Consider the following 15,827-nt stretch of genomic DNA (forward strand, 5'->3'; position numbering starts at 1 on the left):
TTCTTCGGTCGCGCCGGCCGCGCCGCCTTGGCGACCCGTCGGCGGCCGCTGGCGGGCCTATTTTCGAGGCTCAATACTCTACCGTAAAACGGCGCCACGCACGCACCTTCTTTGTGCCAGCTCAACAATGTTGCGAATTATTCACAAGCATCAACAATTACGGTTCAGCGCCGCTCCCAGCGAAAACCGAATTTATCGCTGCAAAAATGCTAGTTACCCGAATTTTCATTCCTAAACTTTTTGCCTTTTTATTGTCGGCGTTGCTACACTTCTTGACATCTCCCGCGCAGACGGGAGCACACGCTTGTCCCGGCGCGTCAAGGGGCATCAACGTCCATCCGCTTCACTTACAAAAGGGTAGATCCATGAAACGCAGCTCGTCCCCCATCGATGCGCCACGCGCCGCGTCGAGCCTCCGACTGACACCATTGGTCCGGGCCACCATCCTCGCCGGCCTGACGATGGCCGCCCTGCCGTCGGCCCGGGCGGCCGACGTCACCATCGACTTCAACGGCTTGCCGCCGATCGGCTTGACGCACGCCGACGCCATCGTCAGCCAGGGCTTCAACATCGGCGCCTACTCCCCCGACCCCGACGCGCAGGCGGGCGACGCGGTCGGCGCCATCATCGACGGCACCGACTCGGTCGCCTCGTGCGGCTTCCTGCAGTGCCCGGCCAGCAACAGCAGCTACGCGAGCTTCGTCAACGACGGCTACCTCGAGCTCACCAGCACCACCCCGGGCGCCACGTTCGGCGTCAAATCGTTCGACGCCTCCTTCCTCGGCTCGAACGCCTACGACTACCCGGCGCTGCCGGGCTTCCTGCGCGTGCAGGGCTTCTACGCCGACAACAGCACCGTGTGGGAAGACTACCGGTTCTACCCGCCCGGCAGCGAAGGCTTCGAGTTCAACAGCTACGAGGCGTCCTCGCTGTTCAGCACGGCCAAGTTCACCAGCCTGTACTTCTTCGCCTTCGTCTGCGACGCCAACCAGGATTGCTCGGCGTTCGACACCGGCCTGGGCCAGTTCGCCATCGACAACATCACCACCACCTCCGGAGTGGCCGCGCCCGTGCCCGAGCCGTCGACCTGGCTGATGATGGGCGCCGGCCTGCTCGGCGTGGTCGGCGCCGCGCGCCGCCGTAAACAAGTCCAAGCATCGACGCCAGCCGTTTGAGCCACCCATCGAGGAACCCCACAATGAAATTACGCCCTGTTTCCGCAGCGATCCTGCTGCTGCTTTCCGGCCTGAGCCTGGCCGCGCACGCCGACGACACGCGCCGTCCGTACATCGTGCAACTGGCCGACAAGCCGCTGTCGTCGTACACCGGCGGCGTGGCCGGCATCGCCGCCACCAAGCCGGCCGCCGGCAGGCGGCTCGACCTCAACACCAGCGCGGCCCAGGCCTATAGCGGCTACCTGATCCAGAAACAACAGTCGGTCAAGGCGGTCGTGGCGGCCGCGCCGCTGCTGTACGACTACAAGGTGGTGCTCAACGGCTTCTCGGCCATGCTCACCGACGACGAAGTGCGCGCGCTCAAGGGCAACAGCGCGGTGGCCAACATCACCGCCGACACCCCGCGCCAGATGCTGACCAACTACACCCCCACCTTCCTCGGCCTGGACGGCGCCAACGGCTTGTGGGCCCAGCTCGGCGGCAAGGACAAGGCCGGCGAGGACGTCGTGGTCGGCATCATCGACGGCGGCATCTGGCCGGAGAACCTGTCCTACGCCGACCGCGTCGACGCCAACGGCAAACCGACCTTCGACAACAGCGGCACGCTGGCGTATGACGCGCCGGCCGGCTGGCAGGGCGGCTGCGACACCGGCGAAGGCTTCACCGTGGCCCAGTGCAACAACAAGCTGATCGGCGCGCGCTACTTCATCGACGGCTTCCGGGCCACCGGCCGCCAGCTGCACTGGACCGAGTTCGTCTCGCCGCGCGATTCGATCGGCGGCACCGTCGGCCACGGCGGCCACGGCACGCACACCTCGACCACGGCGGCCGGCAACAACGGCGTGACGGCCACCCTGGGCGACAACATCGCCATGGGCCAGGTGTCGGGCATCGCCCCGCGCGCGCGCATCGCCTCCTACAAGATTTGCTGGACCTTCAACGACGCCAGCGACCCCACCGGCGGCAAGAACAGCTGCTGGGGTGCGGACGCGGTGGCCGCCGTCGAACAGGCCGTCACCGACGGCGTCGACGTGCTGAACTACTCGATCAGCGGCGGCACCGTCATCAACGACGCCGTCGAGCAAGCCTTCCTGCACGCGGCCAACGCCGGCGTGTTCGTGGCCGCGTCGGCCGGCAACGACGGTCCCGCCAACGAGGTCAACCACGTCAGCCCGTGGCTGGCCACGATCGCCGCCGCCGTCAACAACCGCGTGTTCCAGGGCACCGTCACCCTCGGCAACAACGCCACCTACAAGGGCGTTTCGCTCAACAACCACGCCCTGCCCAAGACCGCGCTGATCCGCTCCGAGGACGCGGTGCTGGCCGGCGCCAGCGCCAGCGAGGCGCGCCTGTGCTACAGCGTCGGCGCCAACGGCGGCCCGACGCTCGACCCGGCCAAGGTGGCCGGCAAGGTCGTCACCTGCGTGCGCGGCACCAACGCCCGCGTCGACAAGAGCCTGGCCGTTAAGCAGGCCGGCGGCGTCGGCATGATCATGGTCGACAACGGCGCCGGCCTGGTGGCCGAGATCCATTCGGTGCCGACGGTGCACGTGAGCGCGGCCGACGGCAACGCCATCAAGGCCTACGCGGCGGCCCAGACCGGCTCCGCCGCGCTGAGCGTGTTCAGCAACGTGATCGTGCCCAACGCGCCGGTCTCGGCCGGCTTCTCGTCGCGCGGCCCGAACCGCTACGACGGCAACGTGCTCAAGCCGGACGTCACCGCCCCCGGCGTCGACATCCTGGCCGGCGTCACCCCCGAGCTGACCGCCACCCAGCGCGCCAACGTCGTCAACGGCACCCTGACGCCGCCGCCGGCCTGGGCGCTGTACCAGGGCACGTCGATGTCGTCGCCGCACGTGGCCGGCGTGGCCGCGCTGCTGCGCCAGCAACATCCGACCTGGTCGCCGGCGGCGATCAAGTCGGCGCTGATGACCAGCGCCACGCCGACCTACCCCGACGTGCTGGCCGGGCTGCAGCAAGGCGTGCTGCCATGGGCCCAGGGCGCCGGCCACATCAATCCGTACGGCACCGTGCCGCATCCGGCCGACGGCCGCGCCTACAACAGCAAGGGCGCCAGCGACCCGGGCCTGGTGTACGACCTGGGCGCGCGCGACTACAAGCGCTACCAGTGCGGCGCCGGCTTCAGCGCCGAGTGCACCGAGGGCTCGATCACCGGCTACAACCTGAACCTGCCGTCGATCACCGTCAACAACGCGCTCGGCACGGTCGAGGTCACCCGCACCGTCACCAACGTCGGCGCCAGCACCGCCACCTACAGCGGCAGCGTCAGCCTGCCCGGCTTCAACACGGTGCTCACGCCGGCCAGCCTGACCCTGGCGCCCAACGCCAGCGCCAGCTACACGGTCAAGCTGACCCGCACCGACGCCGTGTTCAACGAATGGCAATACGGTGACGTCACCTGGACCGACGCCAACCACGTGGTGCGCGTGCCGTTGACGGCGCGCAGCGGCCGGGCCATCTCGTCGCCGGCGCTGACGGCCAGCACCCGGCCCGCCAGCACGGTGCTGTTGAGCGTGCTCGCCGGCTTCAACGGCCGCATGGGCACGGCCGTCGGCGGCTTCAAGGAAGTGAGCAAGAGCGCCACCCAGACCGTGCCGGCCATCCTGGCGCCGCTCGACACGGCCGCCGAGGTGGCCGCCGCCTGCGTGGCCAACACGGTCGGCGTGCGCGCCATTCCGGTGGCGATCCCGGCCAACACGGTGGCCGCCGCCTTCGAACTGTTCGACCGCGACACGTCGTCCAACGGCGGTGACGACCTCGACCTGGTGGTGCTGGCTCCGGACGGCAGCGTGGCCGGCGCCAGCCTGCGCGGCGGCTCCAACGAATGGGTGCGCCTGAACAGCCCTGCGGCCGGCAACTACCGCGTCTGCGTGGTCGGCTACGCGCCGGCCGACGGCGTCTCGACCGCGTTCAACCTGTCGTCGGCCGTGGCCACCCGTGGCGACACGACCGGCGCGCTGAAGGCGGCCGTGCCAAGCCGCGTCTACGCCGGCAACGTGGCCACGGTCACGGCCAGCTGGAGCGGCCTGGCGACCGGCAAGCGCTACTACGGCGGGGTGCAATACCTCGACCTGAACGGCGCCGTCGCCTCGTCGACCACCTTGCTGGTGGAGACCGACAATCCGGTGCCGCTGGCGGAGGGCGCGGCCAAGGTCAGCCGCAAGATCAGCGCGCGGTAACCCGCTCGGACGCCCCCGCGGGGGCGCGACCTGCCATCGAAACCGCCGCACCCGCCAGGGTGTGGCGGTTTTTTTTTCCCCGCGCGGCCGGGCCGCCGGCGATCGCCAAAGGCACGCGGGGTTGCCGCCGCGCGCGCGCCGCGCCAGCGCAAAAAAAACGGCACATTCGCATGTGCCGTCCTGGTTTGCCGGCGCGCGGCGTGGCGCCGCGCCCTGGCGTTGTTGCCGACGCCTTACGCCGCCAGCTTGCGGCGGCGCGCGACGCCGCCGACCAGCGCCAGCCCGGCGCCGAGCATCAGCCAGGTTTGCGCCTCGGGCACGGCGCTCACCGCGTTGACGCTGGTGCCGATGGTGTTGTTCAGCATGGTCGGCACCACGGTGCCGGCCGGCGTCCAGTTCAGCAACACCAGCGAGCCGCTCGGATCGTCGGTGCCCAGCAGCGCGTCCTGCGCCTGGTTGTACAACGCCACCGCGAACACCGAGGCGTGGCTGGCGCCAGGATCGGCGGCGCCGCTGAAGGTGACGTCGAAACCGATCTTGCCGCCGAAGTCGACCGCGTGGAACAAGCCGTTGGCGCCGCCCGCGCCATTGTTGACGAAGGTGTAGCCGGTCGCCAGCGAACCGCCGGCGTTGCCGGTCAGCTGCGCCGTGGCCGGGTCGCCGAAGCCGCTGAAGCCGGTCAGCGACACCTGCGCCAACGGGCTCGACGGATCACCGGGGTTGAATTGCAGGTCGATCCAGCCGGTGGCGGCGAACGACGACGTGTCGAGTTCGACGTGGAAAGTCGACGCGGCCGACGCCACGCTGGCGCAGGCGCCCAGGGCCAGCGCCAGCAACGCGCGGCGCAGGGATGCTACGGGGAATTTGACGATCATGATATTTTTTCCTTAGAAGTTGCCGCTGTAAATTTTGGCCGAGTAGCTGATGCCGGCCGCGCCGGTTTTGGTGAAGCTCAGCGGCACGGTGATGGTGGCGCCCGGCGCCAGCGAGCCGACGTTGGCGGTGATGTACGGCGCGCCGTTGCGGCTGCCGCTGGCGTTGACCAGGGTGACGCCGGCCGCCAGGCCGCCCAGTTCGATCTGCAGCGGACCGCTGATCGGGCTGGTGCCGGTGTTGGTGATCGCGTAGTTGCCGCTCCAGCGGCCGGTCAGGCGCGTAAACACCAGGCCCGAGCCGAGGCCGCGCACGCCGGCGGTGACGTCGAACGCCGGCGCCGGCAGCTTCAGGCTGACGACCACCGGATCGTGGTCGGAGGCGCGGTACGGCGCGGCGGTGTACTTGTCCTGCGGCTTGCCGTCGAGGTTGTAGTCGACCACGGTCGGCTCGTCGGCGTTGTTGTGCCACTCGGCCGCGTCCACCACCGAGGCGTTGAGCGCGGCGCTGGCCAGCGCGTGGTCCAGGTAGCCGGCCTCGCCGTTGAACACGTACGAGTACGGCATGGCGCCGGCGCCGCGGATGTAGCGCTCGAGCTGGTTGACATAGCCCTTGTTGATGATGGCCCGCACCGGGTCTTCGTGGCCGTAGGCGTTGAAGTCGCCGATCAGCAGCACTTTCGGGTCGCCGGCGGCGGCCACCACCTGCGGCACGAACACGTCCACCAGGCGCTGGGCCTGCTGCACGCGGGTCGCGTTCCAGCAGCTCTGGCCGTCGCCCTTGTCGCCGTCGACGCTCGATGGCGCCGGGCAGCTGCCCTTGGACTTCAAGTGGTTGACCACCAGCGAGAACCTGCCGCCGTTGGCCGCCTTGAAGGTTTGCGCCATCGGCGGCCGGTTGTTGATGGCGTCGGCGTCCGACAGCGCGTTGCCGACCAGGGTCAAGCGGGCGGGCTTGTAGATCATCGCCACGCGGATGGCATCGGTGCCGGTGGCCGGCGGCTGCGGCACCACCGCGTAGGTCTTCAGGCCGGTGCCCGGCGAGATCGCCTCGTTGAGCGCGTCGACCAGCTTGGTGACCGAGTAGTCGCCGCTGTTCTGGATCTCCATCAGGCCGTAGACGTCGGCGTCGAGCGCCTTGAGCTCGCCGACGATCTTGACGCTCTGGCGGTTGAACTCGGCGATGTTGTCGGCGCCGCGGCAGTTCGAGCGCGACGGCGCGCCGCCGCCGATCACGCAGCCCTGGCCGCTGGCGCCGGTGATATCGGTGCCGTCGGTGAAGGTGGTGAAGTAGTTCAGCACGTTGGCGCTGGCGACCTTGACGTTGCCGGCGGCCAGCAGCGGCGCGGCCGGACGCGGATTGTCCTGCGCGAACACCGGCGCGAGCGTCGGCTGCAGCTTGAAGCCGGCCCCGCCGCCGCCCTTGGCGCCGAAGTCGACCACGCCGGTCAGGTTGTCGACGGTGTCGCCGGCGCGCAGCGAGCCGTCGGCGCCCAGGTACGGAATCACGCTCGGCGTGGTGAAGATGCCGTCGTCGAGGATGATCTGGTTGCGGGCGTTGGCGGCGGCCAGCGCCACCGCTTCCGGCGTGCCGGCGGCGTATTTATTGGTCGGCACTTCGAGCCGGCCGGACGACAGCGTGACTTCGCCCCGGTCGCCCAGGTATTGCAGTTGCGCCACGGTAAGCGGCGACGTGAAGCGCACCAGCATGCCTTCGAGCTGGCCCAGGTTCGGGTGCGGCAAGCTGACGTTGGTCGGCGTGACGGCGATGCCGCCGGCCAGCTTGACGATGGCGGTCACGGCGGTCAGTTCGGTGTAGACGCGGCCGCCGGCCACCGGCGCGTAGTCGGTGACGGTGCCGCTGATGCGCACGCGGTCGCCGATCTGCACGGTGCCGGTGTTGGCGGCGGTGGTGAAGACGAACAGGCCGTCCGACGTCGACGGGTCGCCGTCGCCATGCTCGTCCTGGATGAAGAAGCTGCTGCCGACCTTGGCGGTGACGACGCCCTCGGTGGTCTGGACGGTGCCGGCGTACGGGCTGGTGTCGCCGCTGCCCTGGATTTGCGGAATGGTGTGGGTCAGCGTGGCGGGCGCGGCGACCGTGACGTTGATGTTGCAGATGGCCTGCTGGGCCTGGTCGTTGCCGAAGGTGACGACCACCGGATAGCTGCCGGCCTGCACGCTGGCGGCGACGTGCAGGCTGGCGCTGGCGCTGGCGCCGGCGGCGCCGGCGGCCACGAAGTCGACCAGGCTGATGCCCGGCACGGCGCCGGCCGTGATGGCGGCGCTATTGACGATGCCGTCGGCGTCGGTGGCGCCCAGCGCGGCGGCGCCGTCGACGCCGAAGGCAAGCGCCAGGTTGGCCGGGCAGCTGGCCACGATCGGCGGCGCCTGCGGCACGCCGCATGGACGCGGCGCGGTCGCGCTGTTGCGCGGCGCCGGCGCCCCGGTGGCGAAGTCGCTGGCGTTGTTGTCGGTGTCGGTGCAACCGCCGGCGGCGCGCAGCGCGGCGGTGGTGTTGCTCAGGCCGGGGCCGTTGGCGCCCTCGAAGAAGCCGGCGTTATATCCGAGCAGGTCCATCAGCGCCGCGCTCGACGGCGCCGCCCCGCTCAGCGCGGTGCTGTTGCTGACCAGCGCGACCTTGCCGGCGCTGCCGCCCATCGCCAGCGACCCCAGCGTGTCCGGGGTCGGCAGGTTTTCGGAGCCGCCGCTGCCGGCCGCCTGTTGCAGCAGGAAGTATTGGCCCGGCTGCAGGCTGACGTTGCCGGTGACCTTGCTGACCGCCCACGTGCCGCCGGCGGCGCTGGCGTACTGCACGCTCCAGCCGGTGATGTCGACCGCCGCGTCGCCACGGTTGAACAATTCGATGAAATCGTTTTTGAAGGTGGCGCCGGAATTGCCGCCGCCGCCGTAGACCTGGCTGATGACGACCGGCGACGCGGCCAGCGCGGGCGCCGACAACAGCGCCGACAAGGCGGCGGCGATCAGGGTGCGGCGGCCCGGCGTGGCGGCGGCGCGGGAAACGGACGGAGTGCGGAGAGTTTTCATGAACGATCCAGGTGGAAAATTGTTATTAAATATAGCAATTTGCATATTATGACATCGTCATGACCGCCTGATGACAGCGACAATGTTTCACATGTATCAAGTGTTGCATCGGCGCAAAGACGGCGCGCCGCCGGCGCGCTCAGCGTGCGTACGGCGCCGCCATCGGATCGCCGATGAACACGCCCTGCGCCGGCCAGGCCACGCTTTTCCAATAGGCTTCGACGGCGCTGTCGCCGCTCAGGTAGCGCTTCAGCAGCACGGTCGGATGGGGGAATTTCTGCACGTGGTTGCATGGCTCGGACACGGTGCCGTAGCTGGCGGTGGCGCCGGCCTCGAGCCAGCGCAGACTGCTCATCTGGCCATCGCCCAGCAGGTCGCCGCCGGTCGAGGTCAAATGGTCGGCCAGCGCGCCCGGCAGGAAGCGCAGGGTGTCGAGCTTGTCGACTTTGACCATGCCGGTCTGGTAGAACATGATGTCCTGCGCGTCCTCGAGGGCGTCGGCGCTCAGGCGCTTGATCGTCAACTCGTGCGAGGCCACCTTGCCGGCCGGCGGGAACAGGCGCGAGCGCACGCTGCGCAGGCCGTCCGAGGTGGTGAGATAGTAGGCGCTGGCGGTCGGGAAGCGGAAGTAGCGGGTGCCGCCGCGGGCGATCAGCTCCCTGGCCAGCGGCACCGAGCCGGTCGGCATCAGCATGCTGATCTTCATCGCCGCCATGGCCGGCGAGACCTGGTCGGCGCCGAACCAGCCGCTGGGCTTGCCGGGTCCGCACGGCGCCGCGCACTGGGCGGCGTCGTAGCCGAGCGTCAGCGCCGAGGTGATCGAATTGCAGCCGACCGCGTACGGCGCGGTCCACACCATCAGCACGGCGCGGATGTCAGGGCCGAGCCGGTCGACGATGTGCTGGCGCAGCGGGGCGAATTGTTCCGGCGTGAGCTGGCGCGGCGACTTGGGGATGCGCACGTGGACGATGTTTTTTTCGGCGATGCCGCGGGCGTCGCGGTACAGCGCGCCGATGGCGACGCTGTTGGGCTCGTCGTCGTTGACGACCAGCGCCAGCTGCGACGCCGTCAGCGCGGCGGCGGCCGGCCCCGACAAGGTCAAGCCCAGCGCGGCGATGGCGGCGCCGGGGGCGAGTGTCTGTAATTTCCAGGGCGTGGCGCGCACCGTCCCTCCTCCGCGTGCGCCGGTCGATGTGACCGGACTTGCATCATTATAGAGGTGGAAAGGTGGCCGTAAAAATAAAAAAAGCCCCGGGGCGTAGCCGGGGCTTTTGGATGCCGCGCGCGCCGTTGGGCGCGGCCGCGGCGAACGCGGTGCTGATTAAGCAGCGTTTTTAGCTTTGCGACGACGAGCCATGAAGCCCAGCAGGCCCAGGCCGCCCAGCATCATTGCGTAGGTTTCGGCTTCCGGCACGGCGGTCACGGTGACGTCACCGCTGTAGGTGGCGCCGGCCAGGGCGGTACCGAACAGGTTCAGGGTGAACGACGACGCTGGGCTCGAGCTGAAGAAAGCGTAACGGCCTTTACCAGCCGAGGTCAGTTCGCCAGGAACACCGTTCAGGTTCGACTGTGCCGACCAGGTCAGGTTCTGGCCGCTGACGCTGACGTCAACCAGGTAGTAACCGGCAGCCAGGCCGGTGAAGGTGATGACGTCGCTGCCACCGGACAGGATGCCGTCGCCAGCAACGGACTTGCCGTTGAAGTGGTTGTCATCGCTGGTTGGCGGGGTCACGTAGATTTGTACGGACTGGTTTGCTGCCATGGCGTTGAACGAAGCGGCGGCCAGCAGAGCTGCGAAGATGTATTTCAGTTTCATTAGAAAATCCTTAAGGAGGTTATAGGCCGCCGAAGTCGGCCACTTGTTTGTTCACTAGCAACTGAGATGGATCATATCATAAAGCTAGCAATTAAGTTGCTTTATTTTTATTTTACATAATTTTTTTGAAAGTCTTTTCATAGCATGAAAAAAATATTGCAGTGCGACATTTTTCTATTCCGCAATGCGAAATTCCACCTTGCAACGCGCTAGTCACCCGGCGGTCCGGCGAAAATATTTACTTTACAATCAACGACTTGATCCTGGTAGTGCGTTCTAGGAAATGTTATTTTTTGGAAACACAAAAAACACCACAGCATCGCGCCGTAAACGCGGCGTATTTGCCCAAGCGTGAAAAATATGATGCGCGAAGTGTTTAACAACATTACAATTTTAGGCTGGCAGGACTTTTCTTGACGGCCACAAATCTGACAATCAAGCAATACCCCACGCATTGCTGCAACCCGGCAGACGGCGCGTGGAACACAACACCGGCCGCGCGCGCATGACCGCCTGCGCCGCCGATACATATATTTCGGGTAGTCCAAATTTCAGGAGGTTATTCTGCGCACCGCACCCATCGCATCCGACAGCCACGCCGTCAAATATCGCCCCGATATCGACGGCCTGCGCGCCGTCGCCGTGCTGGCCGTCATCCTATTCCATTGCTGGCCGCTCTGGTTCGTCAGTGGCTTCGTCGGCGTCGACATCTTTTTCGTCATCTCCGGCTATCTGATCACATCGATCCTGCTCACCCAGCTCGAGGCCGGCACCTTCAGCCTGTTCGACTTCTACTCGCGCCGCGTGCGCCGCATCTTCCCGGCGCTGCTGGTGATGATGGCGGCGACGCTGGCCGTGGCCTGGTACATCCTGCTGCGCGGCGAATTCCGCCAAGTCGGCACCCACGTGGCCGCCGGCGGCGGCTTCATCGCCAACCTGGTGCTGTGGTTCGAGTCCGGCTACTTCGACAACTCGGGCGCCACCAAGCCGCTGCTGCACCTGTGGTCGCTCGGTGTGGAGGAACAGTTCTATTTCCTGTGGCCGCTGATACTGTGGGCCGTGATGCGCAAGCGCCTCAATTTCGCCCTCGTCATGGGGCTGGTGTTCGCCGCCTCGATGGCGGTCAACCTGGGCACCGTCTACGACAACCCGACGGCGGCGTTCTACTCGCCGCTGTCGCGCTTCTGGGAACTGATGACCGGCGGCGTCGGCGCCTACCTGCACCTGCACCGTCCGGCCTGGAGCGACCAGCAAAAGCGCATCGCCTCGATCGCCGGCGCGCTGTTGATGGTCGCCTCGTTCAGCCTGATCACGCCACAGACGGTGTTCCCCGGCTGGGCGGCGCTGCTGCCGGTGTCGGCCACGTTCCTGCTGATCATGGCCGGTCCGGCCACGCCGATCAACCGGGTGGTGCTGGGCAACTGGCTGGCCACGCGCATCGGGCTGATCAGCTATCCGCTGTACCTGTGGCACTGGCCGCTGCTGTCGTTCGCCTACATCATCTACGGTGAAAAACCGTCCTACCAGCTCAAGATCGCGCTGATGGCCGGCGCCGTCGCGCTGGCCTGGCTGACCTACCGCCTGGTCGAGGTGCCGCTGCGCGGCGTCGCCTCCAAGCGGCGCGTGGTGGGCGGGCTGACGGCCGGCATGGTCGTCATGGCCTCGCTCGGCATCGCCGTCGGCGCCGGCGCGCTGCGCGAGCGCATCGACGTGCACGGCAGCGACGTCTACCTGAACGCGCTCAACGACTTCGAGTTCCCCGGCCAACGCTTCACCCCGCTGCGCCACAACGGCATCGTGTTCCAGCAGCTGGCCGCCGACGCCCCCGGCAAGACGGTGTTCATCGGCGATTCTCTGGTCCAGCAGTACGGCCCGCAGATGGAGCAACTGACGGCCTCGGCGCCGCTGCGCTACAACAAGGTGGTGTTCGCCACCGCCGGCGGCTGCCCGCCCATCCTCAACGCCATCCGCCTGCCGCTGATCCGCTTCCCGCAGTGCCGCAAGGCGATCGCGGCGGCCTACGACCTGGCCAGCCAGCCGGACGTGACCACGGTGGTCATCGGCGCGGCCTGGCACGTCCACTTCTCCGGCTACAACAACGAGATCGAGTACGACACCGGCAACGGCAAGCTGTCGTTCCCGTCCGACGCCGCTCACGAGCTGGCCTACGCCTCGTTCGCGCAAACGGTGCGCCACCTGCGCCTGCTGGGCAAGCGGGTGTTCATCGTGCTGCAGCCGCCCAGCGGCACCATGTACGATCCGCGCAATATGTACCAGGGCTCGCGCTTCAACAGCATCCATCCGCTGCCCCGCATCGCCCCCCTCAAGCTCGACAAGTTCCTGGCCGACAACGCCAGCACGCGCGCCAGGCTGCAGGGCATCGCCGCCGCCAACGGCGCCCACGTGATCGACCCGAGCCGGTATCTGTGCAAAGACAACGAGTGCCCGGTGCTCGACGCGGCCGGCGCGCCGATCTACACCGATCCGTTGCACATGCGCCCGAGCTACAGCCGCGACGCCGTGACCTACCTGACGCAAACGGTGCAGGGCGACGCCGGCGCCGAACGCTCGGCACAGACACCGTAGGCCAGCACGCAAAACGCCCGCCGAAAGGCGGGCGTGGCTGACAGCGGAAAAAAAAAGCCCGGCCGCGCGCGGCCGGGCTTTTTCACGTCAAACGCGCTGGTAGACGTCCTCGAAGCGGACGATGTCGTCCTCGCCCAGGTAGCTGCCCGATTGCACCTCGATCAGGTGCAGCGGCAGTTTGCCCGGGTTTTCCAGCCGGTGGTTCATGCCGATCGGGATATAGGTCGACTGGTTTTCCGACAGCAAGGTGACGCTGTCGCCGCACGTCACGCGGGCCGTGCCGCTGACGACGATCCAGTGCTCGGCGCGATGGTGGTGCATCTGCAGCGACAGCTTGCCGCCCGGATTGACCGTGATGCGCTTGACCTGGAAGCGCTCGCCGATGTCGATGCCCTCGTAGCAACCCCACGGGCGGTACACCTTGGTATGGTGCAGATGCTCGGTGCGCTCGGTGGTTTTCAGGTGCTCGACCACCTGCTTGACGCGCTGCACCTGGTCCTTGTGGGCCACCAGCACCGCGTCGGCGGTCTCGACGACGACGACGTCGCTGACGCCGACCAGCGCCACGATGCGGCTTTCGGCGCGCACCAGCGAATTGCTCACGCCGTCGAGGTAGACGTCGCCACGGGTGGCGTTGCCTTGCGCGTCATGCGGCAGCACGTCGCGCAGCGCCGACCATGAACCGACATCGCTCCAGCCGATGTCGGCCGGCACCACCACCGCGTGCGAGGTGCGCTCCATGACGGCGTAGTCGATCGAATCGGACGGGCTGGCGGCGAAGGCTTCCTCGTCCAGGCGGCAGAAGTCCATGTCGCGGTAGGCCTTGTGCACCGCCGTCGCGGCGGCGGCGGCGATCGCCGGCGCGAAACCGGCCAGCTCGCTCAAATAGCGCTCGGCGCGGAACAGGAACATGCCGCTGTTCCAATAATAGGCGCCGTCGTCGAGGAAGGACTGGGCCTTGGCCTGGTCCGGCTTTTCGACGAAGCGGTCGACTTTGTAGGCGGCGCCGACGGCCTGGCCGCGGTGGATGTAGCCGTAGCCGGTCTCCGGCGCGGTGGGCACCACGCCGAAGGTGGCCAGCGCGCCCTCGCCGGCCAAGCGGGCGGCGCTGGCGATGGCGGCGTGGAAGGCGGCGCGGTCGGTGATCACGTGGTCGGCCGGCAGCACCAGCATCAGCGCCTCCGGGTCGATCGCGCGCAGGTACTCGGCGGCGGCGGCCACCGCCGGCGCGGTGTTGCGCCCGGCCGACTCGAGCATGATGGCCAGCGGCGTGACGCCGATCTCGCGCAACTGTTCAGCCACCATGAAACGGTGGTCGTTACCGCACACGACCAGCGGCGCCTGCAATTCGGCGCCGCCGGTCAAACGCAGCACGGTTTCCTGCAGCATGGTCTTATCGGACACCAGCGGCAGCAGTTGCTTGGGCAGCACGGCCCGGGACAACGGCCACAGCCGGGTACCGGCGCCGCCGGACAGGATTACCGGGTAAATTTTCATGCAACTTCCTTGTTATTTATCGGCCTCGGCCGGGTTGCGCCGCTTGTTGCGGCGGTCGCGGGCGTTGGTCCATTCGCCATCGCCATATTCTGACACATGGCGCATCTCGCCCGCGCGGTCGACACTATAATCCTTGAAGACGATCATCTCGTCCAGTTTTACGTTGTGTAACACACGGGTGTACTCGAACAGCACGCTGCGCACGATGTTGGCGCCGGCGCAGATATGGCTGCCGTGGCCGATCCAGGTCGGGCCGATGATGGTGCTGCCCGCTTCGATCTTGCAACCCGAACCGATATACACCGGCCCCTCGATGGTGGTGCCTTCCCAGTCGATGCTGGTGTTGAGGCCGGCCCAGATGCCGTCGGCCAGCTGGATGCCCGGCACGTCCATGTGGGCGACCTCGCCCATCATGACGCTCTGCGACACTTCCCAGTAGTCCTTGACGCTGCCGATGTCGATCCAGCTGAAGGTGCGGTTCTGCGAGTAGAACGGCACGCCCTGCTCGACCAGCAGCGGGAACAGCTCGGAACCGATGTCGAACACCTTGCCGGCCGGGATCAGGTCGAGGATCTCCGGTTCGAAGATATAGATACCGGTGCTGACGAAGTTCGACAGCGCCTCTTCCTGCTTCGGCTTTTCCTGGAACTGCTTGATGCGCCCGTCCTTGTCGCTGACCACCACGCCGTAGCTCTCGACCTTGTCCCACGGCACCTCGCGGCAGATCACGCTGGCCTTGGCGCCCTTGCGGCGGTGTTCGAACAGCGCCGACTTCAGGTCCAGGTTGATGACGGCGTCGCCGCACAGCACGATGGTGGTGTCGTCGAAGAAGCCGCCGAACTCCTGGATCTTCTTCATGCCGCCGGCCGAGCCGAGCGCCTCGGGGACGACCTCGCCCTTATCGTTGGTGTAGCCTTCGAACGAGTAGCCGATCTGCACGCCGTACTGGTCGCCTTCGCCGAAGTACTCTTCAATCTTTTCGTGCAGGTAGCTGACATTGACCATGATTTCGTTGACGCCGTATTTGGCCAGGTGTTCGATCAGGTAGGCCATGACCGGTTTGCCGAGCACCGGTATCATCGGTTTCGGTAAATCGAACGTCAGCGGGCGCACCCGGGTCCCCTTGCCTGCTGCCAAAATCATCGCCTTCATATATATGGTCCTCTTCAGATTGGTAAGAAAAATGTTCGTCGGCGCCGGCCGGCGCGGGGCGCCGCGCGGCCAGGGCGCGGGCCGACGGGTAGGATCATGACATAGCAACAACACTTTGGCCAGCCAAAAATGCTGCGTGCGCACATAAATTTCCCGGACCGCGCCCGTCTCTTGCGTTTCGCTACCGAAATATAGCAGACAGGCGCGGGCGGGCCGCGCTCCGCAGGCCGGCGCGGCGCGGCCGCGCCCAAGCTTTGCGCCACGACAAAGACGCCGCGGTTAATTCGGGCACGGTAACGCGGCGTGCGCCGCGGATTAATTAATTCTATTTTAATACCCGTGGTATTTAATCACCACGACCACCTTTTATATTCCGGAAACGGCTCGGAGTTAATAGAATGCTTAGATTAACTTTAGAAAATAGCACGTACCATTTACGCAAGAACGGCCCGCGCGGCGGCGTCGCCGCCCCGTATTGAAG

At 66.9% G+C, this 15,827-nt stretch carries 9 protein-coding genes; 3 read left to right on the plus strand and 6 right to left on the minus strand.

All coding sequences use genetic code 11. From position 1 onward, the window contains the following. Positions 1-365 precede the first annotated feature (365 nt). Positions 366-1,175, plus strand: a complete 810-nt coding sequence (locus BMX85_RS07410) for an NF038120 family PEP-CTERM protein (RefSeq protein ID WP_177196682.1) — start codon at positions 366-368, stop codon at positions 1,173-1,175. A gap of 23 nt (positions 1,176-1,198) precedes the next feature. Further along, the gene (locus BMX85_RS07415) at positions 1,199-4,375 is read left to right on the plus strand and encodes a S8 family serine peptidase (RefSeq protein ID WP_090315400.1); all 3,177 of its coding nucleotides are present in this window, start codon (positions 1,199-1,201) and stop codon (positions 4,373-4,375) included. Positions 4,376-4,608: 233 nt separating this feature from the next. Here the strand turns inward: BMX85_RS07415 and BMX85_RS30425 are convergent, their stop codons facing one another. The 4 genes from BMX85_RS30425 to BMX85_RS07435 all read right to left on the minus strand — a co-directional run bounded on the left by BMX85_RS30425 (position 4,609) and on the right by BMX85_RS07435 (position 10,111). Next, complete coding sequence (locus BMX85_RS30425) at positions 4,609-5,250, minus strand: NF038129 family PEP-CTERM protein (RefSeq protein WP_090315402.1); 642 nt, start codon at positions 5,248-5,250, stop codon at positions 4,609-4,611. A 12-nt stretch (positions 5,251-5,262) separates the two neighbouring features. Beyond that, positions 5,263-8,295: an ExeM/NucH family extracellular endonuclease gene (locus BMX85_RS07425; RefSeq protein WP_090315404.1), complete on the minus strand. Its 3,033-nt coding sequence runs from the start codon at positions 8,293-8,295 to the stop codon at positions 5,263-5,265. A 139-nt stretch (positions 8,296-8,434) separates the two neighbouring features. After that, the gene (locus tag BMX85_RS07430; protein WP_229210337.1) at positions 8,435-9,460 is read right to left on the minus strand and encodes a TIGR03790 family protein; all 1,026 of its coding nucleotides are present in this window, start codon (positions 9,458-9,460) and stop codon (positions 8,435-8,437) included. A gap of 156 nt (positions 9,461-9,616) precedes the next feature. After that, complete coding sequence (locus tag BMX85_RS07435) at positions 9,617-10,111, minus strand: FxDxF family PEP-CTERM protein (RefSeq protein WP_090315406.1); 495 nt, start codon at positions 10,109-10,111, stop codon at positions 9,617-9,619. A 627-nt stretch (positions 10,112-10,738) separates the two neighbouring features. Between BMX85_RS07435 and BMX85_RS07440 the strand changes: the two genes are divergently transcribed. Continuing rightward, the gene (locus BMX85_RS07440) at positions 10,739-12,697 is read left to right on the plus strand and encodes an acyltransferase family protein (RefSeq protein WP_373923531.1); all 1,959 of its coding nucleotides are present in this window, start codon (positions 10,739-10,741) and stop codon (positions 12,695-12,697) included. An 87-nt stretch (positions 12,698-12,784) separates the two neighbouring features. On the opposite strand, the gene BMX85_RS07445 is transcribed toward BMX85_RS07440, so the two are convergent. Together BMX85_RS07445 and BMX85_RS07450 are read right to left on the minus strand one after the other, a co-directional pair. Continuing rightward, positions 12,785-14,194 carry a mannose-1-phosphate guanylyltransferase/mannose-6-phosphate isomerase gene (locus BMX85_RS07445; protein ID WP_090315413.1) on the minus strand — a complete coding sequence of 470 codons (1,410 nt, stop codon included), beginning with the start codon at positions 14,192-14,194 and terminating at the stop codon, positions 12,785-12,787. Positions 14,195-14,206: 12 nt separating this feature from the next. Then, complete coding sequence (locus BMX85_RS07450) at positions 14,207-15,346, minus strand: nucleotidyltransferase family protein (RefSeq protein WP_090315415.1); 1,140 nt, start codon at positions 15,344-15,346, stop codon at positions 14,207-14,209. Between the last annotated feature and the right edge of the window lie 481 nt (positions 15,347-15,827).

The sequence above is a fragment of the Duganella sp. CF517 genome, from assembly GCF_900110275.1.
GTDB lineage: Bacteria > Pseudomonadota > Gammaproteobacteria > Burkholderiales > Burkholderiaceae_D > Rugamonas.

Coding starts and splice junctions, on each gene's coding strand:
- BMX85_RS07410 (WP_177196682.1), top strand. CDS start 366: ATGAAACGCAGCTCGTCCCCCATCGATGCGCCACGCGCCGCGTCGAGC.
- BMX85_RS07415 (WP_090315400.1), top strand. CDS start 1,199: ATGAAATTACGCCCTGTTTCCGCAGCGATCCTGCTGCTGCTTTCCGGC.
- BMX85_RS30425 (WP_090315402.1), bottom strand. CDS start 5,250: ATGATCGTCAAATTCCCCGTAGCATCCCTGCGCCGCGCGTTGCTGGCG.
- BMX85_RS07425 (WP_090315404.1), bottom strand. CDS start 8,295: ATGAAAACTCTCCGCACTCCGTCCGTTTCCCGCGCCGCCGCCACGCCG.
- BMX85_RS07435 (WP_090315406.1), bottom strand. CDS start 10,111: ATGAAACTGAAATACATCTTCGCAGCTCTGCTGGCCGCCGCTTCGTTC.
- BMX85_RS07445 (WP_090315413.1), bottom strand. CDS start 14,194: ATGAAAATTTACCCGGTAATCCTGTCCGGCGGCGCCGGTACCCGGCTG.
- BMX85_RS07450 (WP_090315415.1), bottom strand. CDS start 15,346: ATGAAGGCGATGATTTTGGCAGCAGGCAAGGGGACCCGGGTGCGCCCG.